Raw genomic sequence first — 20765 nt, forward strand, 5'->3', positions numbered from 1 at the left:
AAGCGCACTGAGGGTTAACTCCCATAATTTATTGACTTACGCATGAATATTGTTCTGTATAATGTAATTCATTCTGTTTGTGGAGAAATGTTATGGCCTGGCTTCAAACGACCCTGCGCCTCGTTTCCATTTTGTGCTTGGTGGCTGCCTCATCGACGGCAAGGTCGCAGCCAGTCCCACTGCGGATTGGCGTTCTGGGGGATCAGTCGGGACCGTATGCTGCGATCGGCGGCCCGGGTGCGGTCCTCGCAGCCCAGATGGCTGTTTCCGATTTTGGCGGCCAAGTCTTGGGTAGAAAAATCGAGATTGTTTCTGCCGACATGCAGAACAAGCCGGACCTCGCGAGCGGGATCGCTCGCAAGTGGTTCGACGTTGAAAACGTTGAAGCCATCGTTGATCTTCCAACGAGTTCCGTTGCCCTCGCTGTCAACGAGGTCGGTCGCGAAAAGAAGAAGCTCGTTTTCGTGACGGCGGCTTCGACCGACGATCTCACGGGTTCTGCTTGCTCGCCCTATACAATCCAGATGCTGGAAGACGCGCACGCGCTGGCGGTTGGCACAGCAAAAGCCGTCGTCGCAACGGGCGGAACATCCTGGTTCTTCTTGACACCCGATTTCGCCTTCGGCCACGCCATGGAGAAAGCGGGTAGAGAGGCTATTGAGTCGGCTGGCGGCAAGGTCCTCGGGAGCGTTCAATACCCGATTTCGACAACGGATTTCGCCTCCTACCTCGTAACTGCGAGTTCGTCCCCGGCCAAGGTGATTGGTATCTCGGGTGTCGGCGGTGGCGCTATTTCGGTCGTCAAGCAAGCGGTTGAATTCGGCGTGACCGATAATCAGCGACGTTTGGCCATCTTCCTGCAGTTCATCACCGATATCGAGGGACTCGGATTAGCGAGTTCACATGGCCTGTATACGACCGACGGCTTCTATTGGGACGAAAACGAACAAGCCCGGTCCTGGTCGAAGCGATTTATGGCTCGGCACGGGAAAATGCCGACAAAAGTCCAAGCATATACCTACGCGGTCGTACTTCACTATCTGAAGTCAGTGGCGGCGTCTAATACGATCGATTCCGATCAGGTCCGCGCGAAAATGAGTGAGCTCAACCTCGATCTTTTTGGCAATGCGGCCAGCATCCGCTCCAATGGCAGGGCCATCTATGATCTTACTCTGTACGAGGTAAAGACACCCGCCGAATCTAAGTATCCTTGGGATTACTATAAACCTGTGCGGCGGATCCCTGCGATTGAGGCCTTCGGGGCGGAAAGCGACAATAGATGCAAGCTGCGGGTGGCTCGCTAGGTAAAGATTGCAACGAAACATGAGACCGACCCGGATCCAATGCTGCGACCACGTTGCACGCGCCGCCTGGTCAACATCCGTGTCGGCAAATCGGTTCAGATGGAACACGCCAACATGAACTATGCGCAGACGCTACCGATCGCAGGAATCGCTTGCTTTGCCTTCAGTTTGCGTTCGGCGCTGCGGCTTTTGGGCGTCTATCGCGCGCTGGCGACGTCGGTGGGCTTTCACTCGTCAAATCGACCTTCGCACGTCAAGTTGGTCACGGCAGAGTCTTTCCAATTATCTCTCGCATGACCTCGGATGCTCCACCAGCGATCCGCTCGACACGGGCGTCAATGTATGCACGCGCAATGGGGTACTCGGTCATGTAGCCCCAACCTCCATGCAGTTGGAGACAGGTGTCCACCACGCGTCCCAGCATCTCAGTCGTCCAAAGCTTGGCGATGGCCGCCGTGTTACCATCGAGATGCCCCTCTAGGTAGCGACGAAGCATGTCGTCCACGAAAGAGCGACCAACGACGAGTTCGGTCTTGACATCCGCCAGCCGAAATCGAGTGTTTTGCAGGTCGATCAGTTTGCCCCCAAACAGTCTTCTGGTTTGCGCGTAGCCAACGGTCTGATCAAAGGCGAACTGAGCCTTTGCCTGGCATGAAATCGCGATGGACAATCTTTCGCGCGCCAAGCCCTTCATCAATTGCCTAAAGCCCGCGCCTTCTTCCCCCAATAAAGCATCATGGGAGACTAGGACATCTTCGAAGAAGAGCTCCGAAGTATCCTGGGCATGCGCGCCGATCTTCTCGAGATTTCGTCCACGGTGAAAACCGGGGGAGGCAGCATCAACGAGAAACAGCGAGATCGAATTGCTTTCCGTCGATTGCGCAGTCTTCGCTGCGACCACGACGACGTCCGCGAGCTGACCGTTCGAGATGAAGACCTTTTGGCCTTTGAGCAGCCACCCTCCATCACGACGCACCGCTCGCGTCTTCATCCCGCGCAGGTCCGATCCGGCGTCCGGTTCCGTCATCGCCACCGCGCCAATCGCTTCCCCAGAGACGAGCTTCGGTAGCCACCTAGCCTTCTGTTGTGAATTTCCGAAATTTGACACGTAAGGCGCTACCATTTCGGAATGGATCCAGAAGCCGGGTCCCGACGCGGCGATACGAGCCAACTCCTCGATAACAACCGCGCTATGGAGTGCGTCGCCGCCCGGCCCACCATCCTCCTCCGATACAGTCGGACAGAGGAGTCCCGCTCGTCCGGCTTTCCGCCAGAGATCGCGCGGCACTATCCCGTCCCTCTCCCACTGCGGGTGATGTGGGACAATCTCCTTCGCCAAAAACGCTCTCACTTGCCTCCTGAAGAGACGATGCTCTTCGTGAAACAAGGGCCGATCATCCTCGTCCATCGAATCCCTACCCCGTCCACAGATGCACCCGCGTGGCGCATGCACCGCCCGGCCGCGGATTGGGCCGACGCAAGCTGCGCCCGCCGGTTTTAGTCCTCCAAGCCGTCCGAGGGCCTTGATAGCCTAGGTTCCAAATAGATTAAATTGAAAAACCAATCAACCTATTTGTAATGCTACCGGTGCCCTGGGACGTCTCCTTCGCGGCCGAGAAACAAGGCGGTTCACGGAATCTGCAGAGCCAGACTCGCTGGGCAGAAGACAATTGCCTCTCTTTACGATACAAACTCATCTATCTATAATGCTACTTGATCGACCAGTTTTATTCACGCGACGCGACCAGGACGCGACACAGGGGAGGAATAAATGACGGGCGCAACAAGGTTTCACGCTCTTGCCGCTGTGGCACTTCTTGGCTTGGTGACGGGGGCATCCGCACAACTGAAGAAATATGACCCCGGAGCGACCGATACTGAAATTATGATTGGAAACATCGCTCCTTACAGCGGGCCAGCATCGGCCTATAGCGTCCATGGAAGGGTCGCCGCCGCCTATTTTGACATGATCAACGAAAAGGGTGGCATCAGGGGCCGAAAGATAAAGTTCATTTCATACGACGACGCCTACAGTCCCGCGAAGACCGTAGAGCAAGCTCGCAAGCTCGTCGAAGGCGACGAAGTCCTGTTCATCTTTTCGCCGCTCGGCACTCCGACCAACGCGGCTATAGCGAAATACATGAATGCGAAGAAGGTGCCTCAACTATTCATCGCATCCGGAGCCACCAAATTCCAGAACGCCGCCGAGTTTCCGTGGACGATGGGCTTCCAACCGTCCTACGAGCGCGAGGGACAAGTGTATGGCTCGTTCATTTCAAAGAACCATGCTAACTCAAAAATTGGCATTTTCTTCCAAAACGACGACTTCGGCCGAGACATCATGCGAGGACTGAAGAGGTCGCTCGGAAACGCCGCAACGATCGTCATCGAGGAGCCTTACGAAGTCACCGAACCCAGTATCGACAGCCACATCGTGAAGCTGAAGGCATCCGGCGCAGGCCTGCTCGTTCATATCAGTTCGGCAAAGTTCACCGCTCAAGCGCTGAAGAAGGTTGCAGAGCTCGGATGGAAGCCGATTCAGATCGTGACCAATTCGTCCGCGTCGATTGCCACGGTTCTCCGACCAGCGGGCCTGGACAATGTCCAAGGGATCTACTCGGCGGCCTACCTCAAAGATGGCTCAGATCCTCGCTGGAAGGATGACGCCGGGATTAGGGACTTTCACGCGTTCCTCGATCTGTATGCCCCCACGATCAACAAGGACGACAGTATCATCGGATTTACCTATGCAGCCGCCGAGGCCGTCCAGCAGGTTCTGGAACAATGCGGCGACGAACTTACCCGTGAGAACGTCATGAAGCAGGCCGCTAATCTGAAGCAATTCGCGCCGAAGACGACGCTACCCGGCATCGTGATCAATACCAGCCCGACCGACTACGCGCCCATGAAGCAATTGCAGATCATCACTTTCGCCGGGGACCGCTGGCAGCCGGAAGGCCCGCCGCTGACAGGCGAATGACCCATATCCCGGCGTTGCTCGATAGGCTGGCTGTCACTAGAGGCGGATCCGTAGCCCTTGAAGAAGGGAAGGCATCCTTCACCTGGTCTAGCCTTGCAAGACGCGCCCGGTGTGCCGCTGCAGGATTAATCGCCTGCGGCATTCGACCGGGCGATCGTGTTGGAATATTGGCCCATAACAGCTCGAGCTATATCGTAGTCCTCCATGCGATTTGGCTTATCGACGCGATTGCAGTCCCACTCAACTGGCGACTGACTCAGTCAGAGATCATTGAGCAACTCGAAGATTCCGCCGTAAGCGCCATTCTTGCCGACAACTCGTCACTTCAAAGGGCAGAAGGATCGTGGCCTTCGCCGTGGCGGGGCCGCCTCCTATCCATGGAGACTGACTCACCGTTGTTCTCTCGCGGAAGCAACGTTCCCGAAGGCGCGTTCGACGCCGAAAAGGTATCAGCAATCCTCTACACTGGCGGCACCACTGGGCGATCGAAGGGGGTGAAACTGAGCGCCCGATCCCTCGTCTCGAACGCTAGTGTGGTGTCTCGCGTTCTAGGACTCAAACCCGAAGACCGCTGTCTTCTTACCGCTCCCTTTTTCCACATCGGCGGCGCGGGCATGATCCTTGCCGCAACTTACGCAGGGGCCGCTCAAATTCCTTTGCACACTTTCGAACCAGACTTGGTAATCGATTGCGTGCGGCGGCACCGCATCACCACGGTCTTCCTCGTTCCAACCATGCTCCAGATGCTTTTGAGAGCCCCAGGCTTCTCAGCGGAGGCATTCACTAGCCTTCGCAATGTCTTCTATGGCGCTTCACCTATCAGTGAGATTCTTCTCCGCCGCGCATTAGAAGCGCTTCCCAGCGTCCGCTTCACCCAGGCATATGGTCAGACCGAGATCTGCCCACTCACGGTCCTGACGCACGAGGATCACCTCAACGCTCTGGCGAACGATCCCGTCCGTCTGCGCTCCGCTGGTCAAGCCGTCTGGGAGCAAGAAATAAGAGTGATCGGGAATGATGGAAAGTCGGCCCCAACGGGAGGAATTGGAGAGATCATCGCACGCGGGCCATCGGCAATGGACGGCTACCACAACCGTCCGGAAGAAACTCGAACGGCGATCGCAGATGGCTTCGTGAGGACGGGAGACATTGGATTTTTCGACGAGGACGGCTACCTTACGCTGGTTGATCGTGCAAGGGATATGATTGTATCGAGAGGAGAGAACGTCTACTCGACTGAGGTCGAAAGTGTACTTGGCGCGCACGTAAATGTGGGCCAAGTTGCGGTAATCGGCGTTCCCGACGCGATCTGGGGAGAACGAGTCCACGGCGTCATTGTCCCCAAGGGAGAACTCCCGACCGAGAGCGAACTCATCGCGTTCTGCCGAGAGCGATTGGCCGGATACAAATGCCCAAAGTCAATCGAGTTCATTGGTGAGATGCCACTTACCGGCGCCGGCAAGATCGCCAAGTCGGATCTGCGGCAGCGCCACTGGCAGAACAATGGTCGGGCGATAAGCTAGGCAACCCGACCGCTATCGAAGACGTGGGCCCTTCAGTTGCTCAATGCAATTGATCTGAGAGTACCGCATAAAGCGGCATTGGCGCACCGTTAGAGGCGCACCAACCTCGTTGAGCGCATTGTACCGACAGATGTCCTGCGCGCGAAATCTATGGAACCACATTGCCCAATACAATGGTGCTACTCACGCTGAACATTCCGCCAACACCATGCGCCACAGATATTTTGGCGTTTGGAACCTGCGCCGGCGCAACTCCACGCACCTGCCGCACGCTTTCCTGCAGAGCATACATTCCGTACATGCCAGAATGCATGTAACTGAGGCCACCTCCATTCGTGTTGACTGGCAGTGTTCCTCCGGGAGAGGTGCGACCGTCGGCGATGAAATCCGCTGCCTCACCGGGCTTACAGAAGCCTAGATCCTCCAACCCATAGAGTGGCAAGTGTGCGAACGCGTCGTAAATCATCAAGTGATCGACATCGGCATGACCAATTCCTGCATCTTCGAATGCCATCCCGCCAGACATACGGAATGCTCGCGACGAGGTGAAATCCTTCATCTGACTGATCATCGTCGTCTCCGCAGCCTCGCCCGCTCCCAGGACATAGACGGGCCTGGTCGCGAATTCGGCGGCTCTTTCGGGCGCAGTAACGATGAGCGCGCCTCCACCGTCGGTCTGCGGACAGCACATCAGCAGCGTGAACGGAAACGCGACCATGCGGGCAGACATCACGTCATCTACGGTAATGGGGTCCTTGAAGAAGGCTCTCGGATTCATGGAAGCCCACCGCCGCTGAACCACCGACACCGTTGCCAAACGCTCAAGGGAGATGTTGTAAGCCTTCAGGTATCGCAGAACCGGAATCGTAAACATCGTGGGTGCACCGGTGGTGCCGTAAGGCGCTTCGAATTGCCCGGACAAACTCATCGGAGGCGGAGGCCACGGAAAGAACGGAGCGGGTAGCCTGGACCTTCCGCTTTCGCCGTGCGTGATTAACACCGTCTTGCAAAGCCCCTGACCAATCGCAGCGATCGCGTGGCGAATATGCATCAAGAAGGAGCATCCACCCACGGACGTACCGTCGATCCAGGTGGGCTTTATACCGAGGTAGTGCGCCAGAAGGATCGGATCCTCCCCTGCGGTCGCAAAACCGTCGATTTCGGCGGACCGAATTCCGGCGTCAGCGAGCGCATTGAGCGCCGCATCCGCATGCAACTGCAGCTGTGACACGTCGGGGACTATGCCGAGGCGCGTAGTCTCCGCCGCACCAACGATTGCCGCCTGGGCTTTCCTCATTATCTGCTCCCCTCCGGTTCGAATACAGGCAGCGAGATATCGTCGGAAATCTTTTCGAATGCCACGCGAAGCGGCATGTCGAGCACGAGCGCCTCCGGGGTTTGAGGAACGTTGATAATGTTCGTCATCATACGCGGCCCCTCGTCGAGCTCGACGACAGCAATAGCATAGGGAGCCTCGAAACCCGGCGCCGCTCTGTGACTAATCACGTAGCTATAGAGACGTGCGCGGCCACTCGCCTGTCGGAGCGCCACGTTGCGGGAGTTGCACTCACTACAGAAGGGGCGCGGTGGAAAATAGGTGTGCCCACAGTCTCGGCATTGCTGCAGGATCAGTCGCCCTTCGCGCGCAGCATCCCAGAAATGTTTCGTTTCCGGCGTGGCGGAAGGAATGTGGCGATCGGTTCTCGGCATGACTGCGATCCTAGTGCGATACCGGCATAGCCAGGGCAGTTTCCACTACCGGCGCGTTCGCAAATTCAGCGTAACCGTTGTCGAGCACGACTCTATTCCGTTCGATGACTGAGCAGCGGAATTGAGCCGACCGCGCCGTGTCCATCCAGACCTCGGTCCGAATGGTCTCACCGGGTAGTACGGGCGCTGTGAAGCGAACTTCCATCCGCAGCAAGCGCGAGGGGTCGTGGTCACAAAGGATCTGGAGAAGGGCGTGACCGGCGATCCCATACGTGCAGGATCCATGGAGGATTGGCCGCTCGAAGCCACCCGTCCGGGCAATCGCCGGGTCCACATGAAGGGGATTACGATCACCCGAGAGACGGTAAAGCAAGGCTGACTGCGGTAGACTGCGTAACTCGCAGAAGCGATCTGCCGGACGGTTCGGCATCATTCGGGGCGGTGCCGACGCGCCAATCTCGGAGGAGAAGCCTCCGTTACCGCGCAACACGAAACATCCTCGCTCCGTAGCCAGTGGACGATCGTCCGCGGCGTCGCGAATTCGTCGCTCGAAGTAAAGGAGCGCACCCTTTTGCGCACCCTTGTCGACAAGATCCACCAGCCTCATCCGGCTGATCACAGCGCCTCGCGGCGGGAGCTGCGAGTGAATGAGCAATCCAGACTCTCCGTGCAGCATCTTTGAAAGATCGATCCCGACGTCGCGATCTGCGAGAAATCCAAGATCTGTCATTCCCAAAACGATCGGCATCGTGGGAAACGCCTTAAGTCCTTGCTCATAAACAAACTGCAATTGCCGGACGTCTGTCGGATCGCTGCCGAGGCCCAGACTTAAGGCGTACAGCATAGTATCTTTGTCTTCGTAGCGATGAACGACGTCCTTGAACGGCCAGCTCATCAATCGACGGTGATCGAGCCCCATCTTCAGCCTCCCTAGATCGGATCCCAGCTGAATACGTCGAGGTGCGACGTGAGCGGGAAGAACGATGGGGACATGGCCGGAAGCATCGTGTCCTCGAGACTTTCCATAGTCCATCCGGCATCCCGGTGCACGGACCGGATGGGCCGCGGCTGGCTCATGAGGAAGATCTCGTTTCCCCGCACCTTGAATACTTGGCCCGACACGCTTCCGGCGGCATCGCTCGCGAGGAATGCGCAGAGCGGCGCGATCTTCTCGGGGCCCATTTTTTCCTGGAACATAGCAGCGCGCCTTGCCTCTCCTTCCGATCGGACCGGAACCGCCGCAAGCAATCGACTCCACGCCGAAGGTGCGATGCAATTCGACCTTACGTTGTATCTGGCCATATCGAATGCGATCCCAGTCGACAAGCCAACCACACCCATCTTTGCCGCGGCGTAGTTAGCCTGGCCAATCGCGCCGATCAGAGCCGCAGGAGAAGTAAAGTGGACATAAGAGCCGCTACCTTGCGCCTTGAAATGGGGTGCGGCAGCCCGGGAAACGTAAAAATAGCCAAACAGATGAACCTGAATGACCGACGTCCACTCCTCATCCGTCATATTGTGGAACATGCGATCGCGCAGGATACCCGCGTTATTGATAACGGCATCGATGCGGCCAAAGGTGTCAAGCGCATCTTGAACGATCGACTGCGCTCCTCGTTCGGTCGAAATGCTGTAGGTGTTGGCGACCGCGGTCCCGCCTGCCTTCACAATCTCATCTGCTACTTGTTGCGCAACTGAGGCATCGCCCCCGCCGCCGCCGGACTCCCCGCCCAGATCGTTGACTACAACACGAGCCCCTTGCTTCGCGGCAAAAAGCGCGATTTCGCGTCCTATGCCACGCCCGGCGCCGGTGACGATCACGACTTTCCCAGCAAGTCTTTCGCCTTCCATCCCGTCCCTCATTCAAATTAGCGACGCGTTCGAGGCCGCCCCCAATTAATACAATCAATTTTCCTACTTGATCAACCAGTTTTTGCTGCAACTCGCTATCTCCGCCAGCGCCTTGCGTCGCCTAGCGTTTCAACAGGCCGTAGAGAAAGAAATCCAGCAGCTCGTCAGGAATTGCAGCGGCTACCTTGGCATCTTTGAGATCAACCCCGTGCGCCAGACGGATCAAGGGGGAGAGGCAGAAGAGAAACGAAGAGGCAAGCAGTATCCCCTGGGTCACCAAAAACGTGGGGAGTTCCTTCGCCAAACCAGCAGCTACGGTCGATTTCACGATGTTGTCGAGTGCATCGATCCGCTTCTGAAAGTGCCGCCTTACCAGCCATTCTAACCTGTCGCTGTCGGCAATCGATTCCCGAATGAGGATGCTCGACAGTTCGGTACTATACTCAGACATCGCGATGAACCGCCTCACTATTACGCGGAGCTGTTCGAGCGGCCCCAAATCGCGCAGTTCGCTGAGGTTTAGTGGAAACCGCGCGTCCAGGTCATGCATTAGATAGGTCATGGACTCGCGCCACAACTGGTCCTTCGATCCGAAATGGTAATGGATAATCGCCTGCGAAAAGCCCGTGGCTGCAGCGATCTCGCCAGTCGAGACGCCGTCAAAGCCAAGTTTGGCGAATTGCCTAATGGCGGTTTGGAGAAGTTTTTCGCGAGAGGGGGTCGCAGCCTCGTCCTTTGGCGGCCTGCTACTGGCAGCCGACTTAGTCGATTTGCGGGACAATGCGGCTGGTCGCTTCACTCTCCTCTTACCGCTGTCCGATCTCACAAAAAACTACCCCCTCTCAATGATCAGACGCTCCCGCGTTTGGCGGGCGCCTGCCCGCCCAAGATCAGAGTTTCCAGAAATTTTGATGCACACGCAATACCCCGAAGGAAATGCGGTCGTGGCTTGGGGCGGAATCACAGACCGCAGTCTACCGTGGTTCGCCAGCAAGATCGAGAAACTCCTTCCGAAGTTGGTGCTTTAACACCTTCCCTACTCCGCTTAGTGGAAGCGGAGTATCCCGAAACGCCCAGCTACGCGGGATTTTATACCCGGCAATTAGGCGCCGACAGTGCAGTTGGATATCCTCGGGCAGACCATCGCGAAACCGACCGGGGGCGGTAACCACGACTGCATGTACCCGCTCCCCCCACTGCGGATCGGGAACACCGATGACCGCGCACGAAAGGACATCGGGATGGCTTGCCAAAGCATTCTCTACTTCGTTCGAGAATATATTCTCTCCGCCGGAGATGATCATGTCCTTGCTGCGGTCGAGAAGCGTCACAAAGCCGTCACCATCAATCAAGCCGACGTCTCCCGTGTGCATCCAACCGTCGCGCAGAGAACGCGCTGTGCCAGGCAGGTCGTTCCAATATCCGACCATCACCTGGGGTCCGCGAATGAGGATTTCGCCGGCTTCTCCCGTGAAAGAGGGACGACCATCCTCGCGAACTATCCTAACCTCGGCGGTTGCCATGGGTTGACCGACCGAACGCATGCGACCGCGGGACTGCTGTTGGTCACTATGAAATTCGGGAGCAAGCGTAACGCAGGCGCCACAGGTCTCCGTCATTCCGTAGAACTGACGAAGCCTTACCCCCGGCAACAGGCGCGTCAAGCGATCCAGCAAAGGAGGCGAAATCGGAGCGGCACCATACGTAATCATTTCTAGTGCGGCAAAGGATGCGACCTCGTCGCTCGGCATAAGCGATCGCTCAATTTCGTCCAGCAAAAGGGCAATCATGGTCGGCACCAAGGACAGATGCGTCACTCCGCGCGTCGCCGCGAGGTGCAATGAAGCCTCGGCACTGAACTGCTCAAGGAAACAGTGCGTGCCGGCCGCCAGCGTTAGCGCGTGGCCCATCCCGAAGTCCGCCAGATGGAACATTGGCATGATGTGGGCATAGACGCTGTCCGCACAATACTCCAGCGCCTGCCGCATCTCGAGCACGTGGATGAGAATGTTTTGATGACTTAGAGCCACTCCCTTCGGAAGGCCGGTTGTCCCTCCCGTGAAGAAGATACCCGCAACGTCTGACGCGTTGCCGGTACTACGATCCTCGATAGGGTCGCTGCCCGCCAGGGACGGGTAAGCCGTCCCGGCACCGCTTTCCAAGCAGCGCACCTCAACTCCGGTATCGCGCGCTACGTTCGACACCGTTTCCTGAAAGAAGCGATCAACTAGTAAGAGCTTGACGCCCGCAACTGAGATCGCATGGGCCAACTCGGCTGGGGCAAACCGAAAGTTCAGGGGCACCAAGATAGCGCCGGCCCACAACACCGCATATTGGGCCTTTAAGACTTCGGGGCGGTTTAGCGATAGAATTGCGACACGGTCGCCGGATTCCACCCCGCAGTCCCGTAAACCTGCCGCCAGGCACGCCACCTGCTCGCACAGCTCCGACCATGTGATCGTCTCGTTTGCCGCGGCGATCGCCGTCCCGCCCCCATTGACTTGTCTCGCCCGGCGAAGTGCCGTCGTCAAAGCCACCGCATGCCTCCTCCCAAAGGTCGAATAACGTCAGCATCAATCAGCCGATCAACAAGGATGCTCGATCTTCGAGGGTCAGTTCTTCCAATGACTACCGTTCAGCCGCCGCGCAATATCGGCAACGTGCATGCCCTGAAAGCGAGCCAATTCTAGCTCATTCGCGCTTGGTTGCCGTGAGCCATCACCTCGCGTCAGCGTGGACGCGCCGTAAGGGCTACCTCCGGTGATCTCATCCATCTCGATCAGCCGACCGTCAGAATAAGGCAAGCCAGCGATTAGCATCCCATGATGGAGGAGCGTCGTGTGGAATCCCAGGATCGTCGACTCCACACCGCCGTGCTGGCTGGCCGCACTGGTAAATACGCTGCCCACCTTCCCGATCAAGGCACCAGTGACCCAAAGTGGTCCGGTTTGGTCGAGAAAATTACGCATCTGTGAGCACATATTACCGAAGCGCGTTGGCGTTCCAAAGATGATCGCGTCCGCACCCGCGAGCTTGGCAGGCTCCGCATACGGCACATCCGCAAACGCAGCCCGCGTGTCTCGAGCGCCACTAACCAATAGCACGTCGTCAGGAACCAGCTCAGGAACCTGTAGAAGCGATACCTCTGTATCCTCTATTTCACGAGCGCCCGCAGCAATCGCCTCCGCCATCTTATGAATGTGGCCATACATGCTGTAGAACACGACTTGAATCTTTGTAGCCACTGCAATCACCTCACGAGTTCAACGCCGAATCAAATGGGCGGTTAGCGGCAAAGAACGGAATTGAGAGAAGTCAGGAGATTTTCGACGCTCGCGCTCTCATCAAAATGCGCCAAACGACAAGCGACATACCCGTCCGGTCGTACAAGCACTGCACCTGATGGGTCTATACCGTGGGCTCTGTTGAACGGCACTGTGAACAGGCTGGATAGTCGTCGTCGATGTGGCGGAAGGTCCACAATTTCGGAAGAAGATCCAGGCCGCCCAACCACATGCGCAGCAATTTCAATGCCGACTTTTCCACCTGCGACTTTGGCCGCCCCCAACCAGGCCGATCCGTCATGTCCGGTCATCAGCACAAATTGACCGCGATACAGATCCAGCGTCGAGATGATTTTCTCGCCTTGCTTCAACTCGACGTGTGGGGCGCGCGTCCCCGGCCGACCGAGCGACTTGCGCGGATCTATGTCGATGGCCCCGTCATCAACAAGGGCTGCATCTGGGATCACCGCATCCGACCGGTAGCGGTTGAATTCGACGTGCAAGGGATTAATGGCTCTTTTTACTTCTCCGACTTTCAAGTCGGGATCCGAGCGGGTGACGTATCGCGTGTAGGCCTGCTCGATTGCCTGCATTCCGGCTGGCTGCCGCTCCGCCGTATACGTGTCTAAGAGCCGTTGGCCTGCTCTACCGCGCGCTACATACGCAAGCTTCCACGCGATATTGTGAGCATCTTGAATTCCTGTGTTGCCACCAAAACCGCCGGTTGGCGTCATCGTGTGCGCCGCGTCGCCGGCAATAAAGATGCGCCCCTTTTGGAACGATTCGGCGGCTCGACAGACTGCAGTCCACTTCGCCACGTCTTCGACTTCAACCTCGAGGCCTGGCTCACCAACGGCATCTCGCACCAATTGGGCGGCCTTCTCTATCGTTATCCCTTCCGCTACGTTTCGCGCATTCGGACCATTAATGTCACCGGCCGTGAATACGACCAGGAATCCGCCAAGGCCAGTCTTCTCCAGTCGAAAGAACCCTCGCACGTTCCGATTGTTGACGTATATGACCCCCAAATTCCGCCCGCGAAGGGCGTTCGCGCAATCTGCGCGAAAATAGATGGTTATGCTTTGCGACATCACGGGATAACCCCGCATAGATATACCGAGCCTCTCTCGAATGGGGCTGCGGTTGCCGTCACACGCAACCAGATATTGAGACCGGATCGTGCTTTCGACGCCCGAGTCGACATCCCGCACGATCGCGCTCACACCTGTGTCGTCCTGTGAGAAGTCAACCAGCTCGGTCGAATACCGAAACTGGGATCCGAACTCCGTGGCCCGCTGATGCAAAATCGGTTCGAGCACCTGTTGCGGCATGAACAGGCGCCTAGCGGGACTAATGTCTTCAATGCCTTGATTGATATCGGGCGCGTAGTTTACGATTTCGCGCCCTGCAAGCGTCTCAACCGCGTTCGAGCCACCATTCGGATCGTACTTTTTGTACGCCGCTTTGATCACACGCTCCTCGATCCCCACCTCCCTCATCAACTCGAGAGTACGGAGTTGGAAAAAGCCGGCCCTAGGATGGATAGCTGTGCCGCGATGTTTTTCTACCGTTAGGCAATCCACGCCATGACTACCCAGGAACATGGAGGTCGCCAACCCCACCAAGCTTCCACCGACAATAAGTACCGCGGGTTCGCCCAACCTTCTAACTCCTAGCACGTACAAGCTTCGCCTGCGCTAATCGCCGCAGTTCGATATATCGATTTTCCCATTCGGTCAATTTGTTTTTGCGCTCGGGGCATTTATGGGCTGGCTTGCCTGGTTCACTATCGAGTTGAAATCAGCAACCCGCTCCCGTGGGGGCGCAAAACCGCAAGTCGACGACGATCTTGCCGAACAGCCAGGGACTTTCCGGCAACGGTTCTGTGCACGGGCCCGGCTTGTCACACCTAACCATTCAAGGCATGTTAAGCACTTCGTCGTGGCCTCTTTTCAGCTTGACCACGAAGTGGGACAGTGAAGCGAAGATGCTCGAGCATCACTGGTTTTATGTCGACAACAGGTCACTTGCGCTCGGCGCGCTGGACACTCGGAACGGATTATCTCGTTGCCGCAACGAAATGCCAAGTCTAAGCGTCCATCTGCAAGGGCGACCGCAAGCCCTGACAGCACGCGCAATCCTCGAGATCGATTGCTCGTTGTCGCGACACATGCCTTTGCTCAGAGAGGCTTCGAAGCCGTCTCGACCGGTGATGTTGCCAAGGCTGCCGGCCTGACCCAGTCGATGATCCATTACCACTTTGGCTCCAAATATCTGTTATGGAAGGCCGCCATCGATAAGCTCATGCTCGATCTTGAGGCCCGATTTCCGGCCAGCCGAGGTGAGCTCCAAGATCTTGATCCGGTATCCAAACTGAAAGTCTTGACGCGTCGCTTCATACTCATGAGCGCGGCGGATCCGGATTTTTCCCGCATCGTGATCCATGAAAGTCTTTCGCGAAGTGAAAGGCTGACTTGGCTTGTTGATCGCTATTTGAAGAGAGGGCTAAAGGGTTTCGATCAGATATTGCAGGCCGGCATCGATGAAGGAGCGATCAAGAAGCTACCGCTGTTCGCGATGACCAACACCCTCGTGTCGGCGTCCGCCTTCACGTTCTGTCTGGCGGCGATGGTCGATCAAGTGTACCGGATTGATCTCACGAAAGCGCATGCAATAAGCGAAATGGCGGACACGATTATTGATATGCTCTTCAACGGGATCCTTGTTCGCGACAAATAGGTTGATTTTTCGTCTCATTTTCACTCGTCCGGCGATAGGTGGCTCCACGGTGCGCCTGAACGCAGGACCATGTCGCTGAGCTCCTGGCGCATCATTCGAGGTTCTAGGTTCGGGCTTGAATCACGTCCGTCGCGGATCCACTAATGCTCTGCATTTTCGACCGCCTTGGCGGCGCCAGCGGATCGCCGGACTTGCCGTTGGCTCGACCCAGTTGCGAATGAGAACTTAAGGAGAGACATTGCCCGGATCAAAGGCCACCTTGAGCGACCACCTGTTTTCAGCAAAACTCAACCGGTGACGGACCACCCGAGCATTACGCCAACGAATGACGGAGGACTGAGTATGGATGTTAGAACCGACGAAATCGCTGAGCAGATTTATCGCGTGTCGGTTTTCGTACCCCACGCCGGGGGAGGCGCCGGATTTACATTCAATCACTTTTTGATTGCTGGCGATGAGCCATTGCTATTCCACTGCGGGCTCAGAAAGATGTTTCCTATCGTCTCAGGTGCGATACGCGCGATCATGCCCACCGATCGCATCCGCTGGCTTAGCTTCGGCCACTTCGAAGCGGACGAATGTGGCTCGATGAACGATTGGCTTGCAGCCGCTCCTCATGCGGAGATCATGCATGGCGTGATGGGCTGCAGGATTTCCATAGCCGATATGGCCGATCGGGCGCCTCGTTCGCTTGCCAACGGAGAGGTCGTCGACATTGGTGGGAAGCGCATCCGATACATCGACACGCCACATGTGCCACACGGTTGGGACGCGGGCGTGATCTACGAAGAGGTTACAAAAACGCTCTTTTGTGGGGACCTTTTCGCCCGTCTTGGAGACGGTCCTGCGCTGACCGAGAGCGATATCGTCGAGCCCGCCATGATAGCAGAAGACTTCTTTAATTTGACGAGCCTCGGCCCCACTACTGCGCCAAATATTCGCGGGTTGGCGGCGTTGAAGCCGAAAACTCTGGCCATCATGCACGGCTCGTCTTTTTCCGGCGACGCCGAGGGGGCGATACACTCGCTCGCCGATCACTTCGAGGCGCGGCTGCGTATGGCACTTAGATAGATGGGACTTCGACCTTGACCGCGCCGAGGTCCGTCAATGGCACATCGCGTCTTTTCGCTGCGGTACGGACTTTGGTCGTCACCGGGCGATCTGACTGTCCGTCATGACCAAGTCGTCGAAAGAAGGCCGAGCGCTATTTTCCAAGAGCAGCCGTTACGTCGATTTCTATGTTCATGAACGGCCACGCGAGCTGACTGACGACCAAGAAAGTCGAAGCGGGGATTGGAGCACTCCCGAAGGCTTCCGCTCTGCACTTTAGCGCATCCCGAAAGAACCTTACGTCAGTGGTGTAGGTAACAATCCGTACCACGTCGTTCATTGTGGCGCCCTGAGCCTCCAGCGCCTTCTTGATCTTTGAGTATGCGTAGTTGCATTGCCCCGTGAAGTCGTCGCGAAACAGTATCTCTCCGTCGCCTTCGCGCTCAGCACCTGTTCCAGAAAGGAAAATGAGCTTACTGGCGTTTGTGATGGTCACGACCTCCGAGAACTTGCCCTTGGTCCATTCACTGTAGTTGAAGTTTTCCTTCTTAAAATCTGCCTGGGCTTGCGCCGAAGCGTCCGCGCAACCCAATAGCGCGAACATCATCAGCGACGCCGTGATACGGACGAGCATCCTCCATCTCCCTTAGTGCGCTTCACTTCCTCTAGAGCCCGGAGCCGCGTTGCAACAGCGGACCGGTGAATGAGAGAGGCAGAATGATGCCTGGGCAACAACCATTTGCGAAAAAACGCTAACCAATTACCCGGACGCTAGACGGGGCCCGTTCTTTCGAGGCAGCCCCCGGCGCCAACCGATCGTTCTTGAATTTGAGAAAAAGGTTGCAATCACGTCTTTTCATCCAAGACCGCGGAAGTAGGCTCGTATTGTTTTGTCAGCCAGTTATCAGCACGATGGAAATTAACTATCCCAAAGACAATCGACGTAAGTCGAGGCCTCCCGCCATAGATTTGCAGTGCTTGCGTTTTGCTGTGGCCGCAAGCGATTGCGGCAGCATTCGGAAAGCAGCAAATACTCTTTCCGTTCGACACTCGGTCCTAAGCCGCTCGATCGGCCAACTCGAGCACCTAATCGGCGTGGCACTATTTGAGCGTTCGAGTGGAGGCATAAAGCCCACGCTAGTTGGCCAGGGGGTCCTACGCACGGCAAGACTGGTCGTGGAGCAGGTCGACGCACTGCTAGAGGCCAGTCGACATGGAGGACGCGGAGAAACAGGCCGCGTTTCGATAGGCTTCTATACCTCGATCTCTGCGGGAAGTTTGCGCGCCACGTTGGTCGAATTCCGGAAGCGATTTCCGCAGATCGAGTTGGCCACGGTCGAACGCTCGCGCGTCCGCCTCGTGAGCGCGGTTCGCAATGGCACAGTCGACGTTGTTATCAGCCCCGACCGCATTCGATCGACGGACTGCAAAATTCTTTCGCTCTGGAGCGAACGGATTCTACTTTCACTACCCGAAAATCATGCATTGACGGCCCGCGAGACGGTCTATTGGACGGACCTCCGTAGCGAAACCGTTCTCTTAAGCCAGTATGATCCAGGACGCGAACTTGAGGACCTTCTTCTTTCCAAGCTATTGTCTTCCGAAGATAGACCAAGAATCGAGCGACACGACGTAAGTCGCGGCATCATAAAAAGTCTCGTGAGCATGGGCCTCGGAGTTAGTCTTGTCATGGAATCAGATAGTGGGGCAGGCCTCGCATACCGTGAACTGCGAGACGGGACGGGATGCAGCCGAATGGACTTTTCCGCTCACTGGCGCGCCGACAACGAGAACCCCGCTCTGAGCAACCTTCTAAAGCTGCTGGCTGAGCGTTACCCTCCAGCTGCTGCTCGCGATTAGGTCTCGCGCCGCAGCTTCGCAAACGCCCGGTCAGTGGCCATAAATCGCCCCAACATAGGCGCGATCAGCTTGACCGGATCGCTGATGGGCTGACCGGATTCACGTGCGAGGACTTTCGCGTAGTCAACCAGATTTCGATGTAGGGAAGCTGGCAACTCAAGGCTGACCTTGACTGGCTTATTGTCGGGCAGTGTTCCAATCTTGAGTTTAGCCATAATTGCGTCCCCCTCTGTATGGTTCGAGAACGAGGTCGCGATTGACGATGACGCGCACCGGAAATCCCGGCCTGATCGTCAGCGTTGGCTGGATGTTAAGATTGCGTTGAACAATCTTTTGGCCAGTCTGATTTAGGCTATCGCTCGATCCGCGGCGAAGGGCTTGAATGATGTCGCCGTTGTTGCCGGTGTCGGAGCCGGCCCCGACTTCGCTGCCGACTGCTAATAACGTAGACAGGAGTGCCGCCTTGAAGAGAGCGCTCCAATGATTGTCGACCTCGTCCTCCAGACCAGCGTAGCCTCCTGAATCCGCGCCTGGCTGGCGTTCGAGCACGATCGAGCGGCCGTTCGGCATTATCAAGCGCGTCCAGACCAGCAGTACCCGTGACTGACCGAAAGCGATCTGGCTGTCATAGGTTCCGATCAAACGAGCTCCCTGCGGGACTAGCAGCAAGCGACCGGAGGGTGTGTCATAGACATTTTCGGTCACCTGCGCCGTGATCTGCCCGGGCAGATCTGAGCGAATGCCGGTAATGAGAGCTCCGGGAATAACCGTCCCTGCCTGAACCACATACGGCGAAGCCGGCTTCGTGACGCGGTCAGGGCTCGTGGTGCGGCGATCGACCGACGCATTGACGAAGGCAAGTTTGCGATCTTGGCCGTTCTGCGCAAAGCCGTCGTCAGTTCCCGGCATGGACGATGGGGCGGCTCGGTCGACACTCGAAGCCTGGGCTGCAGCGGGCATCGTCTCACGAACATTGGTGGAGGCGAACACACGGCTGACACGTGCGGCTTCGGTCTCCTGGTCACGACGCTGCTGCTCCTGATCGAGGCCCGTCGTGGTTGTGGTTGGCGGCTGTCCCTGAGCGGCGAGGATTGGTCGGCCGAGATCACCAGGAAGCGGTGGGCCAAGCGAGGGCACTTGACGCGGAACGCCAGCATAGTCCCGCGGCAATCCGGCGAGGCCATCAGCGACGTTATGATGATCGGTGCTGTAGAGTTCGTCTGGCGCGGGTCCGCGGGCGCGGTTGTTTTGCAGAGCCCAAACCACGGCACCCCCAACAAGAACCAATGCAACGGCGGTCCCTCCCGCCAGGACCTTACGGGACAGCCGCGTGACGCGGGGATGATCTGCCCTCAACCGGAACCCGTGCGCCAATTCTTCCGACCTGTTCGGCTCACTGGGCCGCTCGTTAGTGTCATCGCTCGGAAGGGTGCTCATGACGACGACCTCCCATCGGTCCGGACAATCCGGACTTTCTGTTGGTGCTCGCCCCCGAGCCGCAACTCCGCGGCCGCAAAGAGCCGGTCGACAATGAGGACGTTGCCATAGGCGCGGTAGTTCACGATCTCGGTCTTGCCGTCATGGCCAATGACGAAGAGAGGCGGCATCTCGCCTTGAACGATGCCCTGCGGGAACTCGATATAGACCTTGCGTCCATCGTCATAAGCGGTCAGCGGCCGCCAGGGCGGACCGTCGCCCTCAATGGCATAGCGGAAACGACGCTGCGTCGGATCGGGTAGCACCGGCGTCAAAGGCACGGACCGCACCCTACCCGACCGCTCCTCCGGGTAGTACCAGGCGACCGAAGGCATATAGGGCTTTTCGCGGGCACGCAGCTCGATCAGGTAGGTGCGACGGTCTGTATTGACGACGAGATTGGTTTCGATCGAAGCGCGCGTGGGCTTCACCAGAATATGGACGCGGCGGGTATCTGCGCTGCCGCTTTCGGTATCGCCGACCACCCAACGAACGGTGTCGCCCGCCGCGACCGGGCCCGATCCCGTGAGTTGTTCGCCTTCCTCGAGCGCGATGTCTGTAATTTGTCCGGGCGCGGCGTAAACCTGGTACAGCGCACCCGGACTGTAGGCATAGACCTGTGCGGCGTTAAAATATCCCTTCTTGCGCGGTTCGACCCGAGCCGCGCTGTTCGCCGTCTCGACCCGGCTTACCGGCTCGATCTCCTCCTTACTACCGGATTTGCCGCCCAGGGCCGGCTTCCACAGTGGCGGGACATGAAGCGGCCGCGGCTTGTCATCGGCAGGTAGGGGTGGCGGAGGCAATGGCGGAACATCACTATCGTAGCTGATCTCGGGCGGCGTGAACGTGGAGCAGCCACCCAAGGCCGAAGCGCAAAGCAGCAGTGCTGGAAGTATCGCCTTTCGGAACGCGAAACCATCTGATCTGAGTGAAACGGAGCGACTGCATGAAGCACGGCGCGGAGATGCCATATTGCGAAATAACATAT

19 protein-coding genes are annotated in these 20765 nt (G+C 57.4%); 6 read left to right on the forward strand and 13 right to left on the reverse strand.

Annotated features, from left to right (window positions below):
* Positions 1 to 92: 92 nt before the first annotated feature.
* Entirely contained in the window at positions 93 to 1304 is a 1212-nt protein-coding gene (locus UP10_RS13430; RefSeq protein ID WP_044587803.1) for an ABC transporter substrate-binding protein, read from the forward strand.
* A 262-nt stretch (positions 1305 to 1566) separates the two neighbouring features.
* Here UP10_RS13430 and UP10_RS13435 read toward each other — a convergent pair whose 3' ends face one another.
* On the reverse strand, positions 1567 to 2712 hold the full coding sequence (locus tag UP10_RS13435; protein ID WP_044587804.1) for an acyl-CoA dehydrogenase family protein: 1146 nt from the start codon (positions 2710 to 2712) through the stop codon (positions 1567 to 1569).
* A gap of 363 nt (positions 2713 to 3075) precedes the next feature.
* Between UP10_RS13435 and UP10_RS13440 the strand changes: the two genes are divergently transcribed.
* Together UP10_RS13440 and UP10_RS13445 are read left to right on the forward strand one after the other, a co-directional pair.
* Positions 3076 to 4284, forward strand: coding sequence for an ABC transporter substrate-binding protein (locus UP10_RS13440; protein WP_044587805.1), 1209 nt, complete (start codon positions 3076 to 3078; stop codon positions 4282 to 4284).
* Positions 4281 to 5807, forward strand: a complete 1527-nt coding sequence (locus tag UP10_RS13445) for a class I adenylate-forming enzyme family protein (protein ID WP_082077090.1) — start codon at positions 4281 to 4283, stop codon at positions 5805 to 5807. The genes UP10_RS13440 and UP10_RS13445 overlap by 4 nt, the downstream gene beginning before the upstream one ends.
* A gap of 148 nt (positions 5808 to 5955) precedes the next feature.
* Here UP10_RS13445 and UP10_RS13450 read toward each other — a convergent pair whose 3' ends face one another.
* The 8 genes from UP10_RS13450 to UP10_RS13485 form a co-directional block, all read right to left on the reverse strand.
* Complete coding sequence (locus UP10_RS13450) at positions 5956 to 7104, reverse strand: thiolase C-terminal domain-containing protein (RefSeq protein ID WP_044587806.1); 1149 nt, start codon at positions 7102 to 7104, stop codon at positions 5956 to 5958.
* Entirely contained in the window at positions 7104 to 7517 is a 414-nt protein-coding gene (locus tag UP10_RS13455; protein ID WP_044587807.1) for a Zn-ribbon domain-containing OB-fold protein, read from the reverse strand. Before UP10_RS13455 ends, UP10_RS13450 begins: the two co-directional genes overlap by 1 nt.
* Before the next feature lie 10 nt (positions 7518 to 7527).
* Positions 7528 to 8436, reverse strand: a complete 909-nt coding sequence (locus UP10_RS13460) for a MaoC/PaaZ C-terminal domain-containing protein (RefSeq protein ID WP_044587808.1) — start codon at positions 8434 to 8436, stop codon at positions 7528 to 7530.
* Between the two features lie 11 nt (positions 8437 to 8447).
* Positions 8448 to 9368, reverse strand: a complete 921-nt coding sequence (locus UP10_RS13465; protein ID WP_044587865.1) for an SDR family NAD(P)-dependent oxidoreductase — start codon at positions 9366 to 9368, stop codon at positions 8448 to 8450.
* 121 nt (positions 9369 to 9489) lie between these two features.
* Positions 9490 to 10167, reverse strand: coding sequence for a TetR/AcrR family transcriptional regulator (locus tag UP10_RS13470; protein ID WP_197086800.1), 678 nt, complete (start codon positions 10165 to 10167; stop codon positions 9490 to 9492).
* Between the two features lie 175 nt (positions 10168 to 10342).
* The gene (locus UP10_RS13475; protein WP_044587810.1) at positions 10343 to 11905 is read right to left on the reverse strand and encodes a class I adenylate-forming enzyme family protein; all 1563 of its coding nucleotides are present in this window, start codon (positions 11903 to 11905) and stop codon (positions 10343 to 10345) included.
* A gap of 75 nt (positions 11906 to 11980) precedes the next feature.
* A complete protein-coding gene (wrbA, locus tag UP10_RS13480) occupies positions 11981 to 12613 on the reverse strand; it encodes an NAD(P)H:quinone oxidoreductase (RefSeq protein WP_044587811.1) in 633 nt (210 codons plus the stop codon).
* Between the two features lie 41 nt (positions 12614 to 12654).
* On the reverse strand, positions 12655 to 14331 hold the full coding sequence (locus tag UP10_RS13485; RefSeq protein ID WP_283807650.1) for an FAD-dependent monooxygenase: 1677 nt from the start codon (positions 14329 to 14331) through the stop codon (positions 12655 to 12657).
* Between the two features lie 472 nt (positions 14332 to 14803).
* Between UP10_RS13485 and UP10_RS42055 the strand changes: the two genes are divergently transcribed.
* Positions 14804 to 15391 (forward strand): TetR/AcrR family transcriptional regulator, encoded by a 588-nt coding sequence (locus UP10_RS42055; protein ID WP_050043660.1) that lies wholly within the window; start codon positions 14804 to 14806, stop codon positions 15389 to 15391.
* Positions 15392 to 15733: 342 nt separating this feature from the next.
* On the forward strand, positions 15734 to 16462 hold the full coding sequence (locus tag UP10_RS13495) for an MBL fold metallo-hydrolase (protein ID WP_044587812.1): 729 nt from the start codon (positions 15734 to 15736) through the stop codon (positions 16460 to 16462).
* A 133-nt stretch (positions 16463 to 16595) separates the two neighbouring features.
* Here UP10_RS13495 and UP10_RS13500 read toward each other — a convergent pair whose 3' ends face one another.
* Positions 16596 to 17075: a RidA family protein gene (locus UP10_RS13500; protein WP_082077093.1), complete on the reverse strand. Its 480-nt coding sequence runs from the start codon at positions 17073 to 17075 to the stop codon at positions 16596 to 16598.
* Positions 17076 to 17353: 278 nt separating this feature from the next.
* Between UP10_RS13500 and UP10_RS13505 the strand changes: the two genes are divergently transcribed.
* Positions 17354 to 18301, forward strand: coding sequence for a LysR family transcriptional regulator (locus UP10_RS13505; RefSeq protein WP_044587813.1), 948 nt, complete (start codon positions 17354 to 17356; stop codon positions 18299 to 18301).
* Here the strand turns inward: UP10_RS13505 and UP10_RS13510 are convergent.
* Genes UP10_RS13510 through trbG form a run of 3 tightly spaced genes read right to left on the reverse strand, consistent with a single transcriptional unit; the run spans position 18298 to position 20763 of the window.
* Entirely contained in the window at positions 18298 to 18516 is a 219-nt protein-coding gene (locus tag UP10_RS13510; RefSeq protein WP_044587814.1) for a DUF2274 domain-containing protein, read from the reverse strand. The two genes, UP10_RS13505 and UP10_RS13510, sit on opposite strands and share 4 nt — an antisense overlap.
* Complete coding sequence (locus tag UP10_RS13515; RefSeq protein WP_044587815.1) at positions 18509 to 19738, reverse strand: TraB/TrbI/VirB10 family type IV secretion system protein; 1230 nt, start codon at positions 19736 to 19738, stop codon at positions 18509 to 18511. The genes UP10_RS13510 and UP10_RS13515 overlap by 8 nt, the downstream gene beginning before the upstream one ends.
* Positions 19735 to 20763, reverse strand: coding sequence for a P-type conjugative transfer protein TrbG (gene trbG / locus UP10_RS13520; RefSeq protein WP_502692183.1), 1029 nt, complete (start codon positions 20761 to 20763; stop codon positions 19735 to 19737). The genes UP10_RS13515 and trbG overlap by 4 nt, the downstream gene beginning before the upstream one ends.
* Positions 20764 to 20765 lie beyond the last annotated feature (2 nt).

This window comes from Bradyrhizobium sp. LTSPM299 (assembly GCF_000938235.1).
Lineage (GTDB): Bacteria > Pseudomonadota > Alphaproteobacteria > Rhizobiales > Xanthobacteraceae > Bradyrhizobium.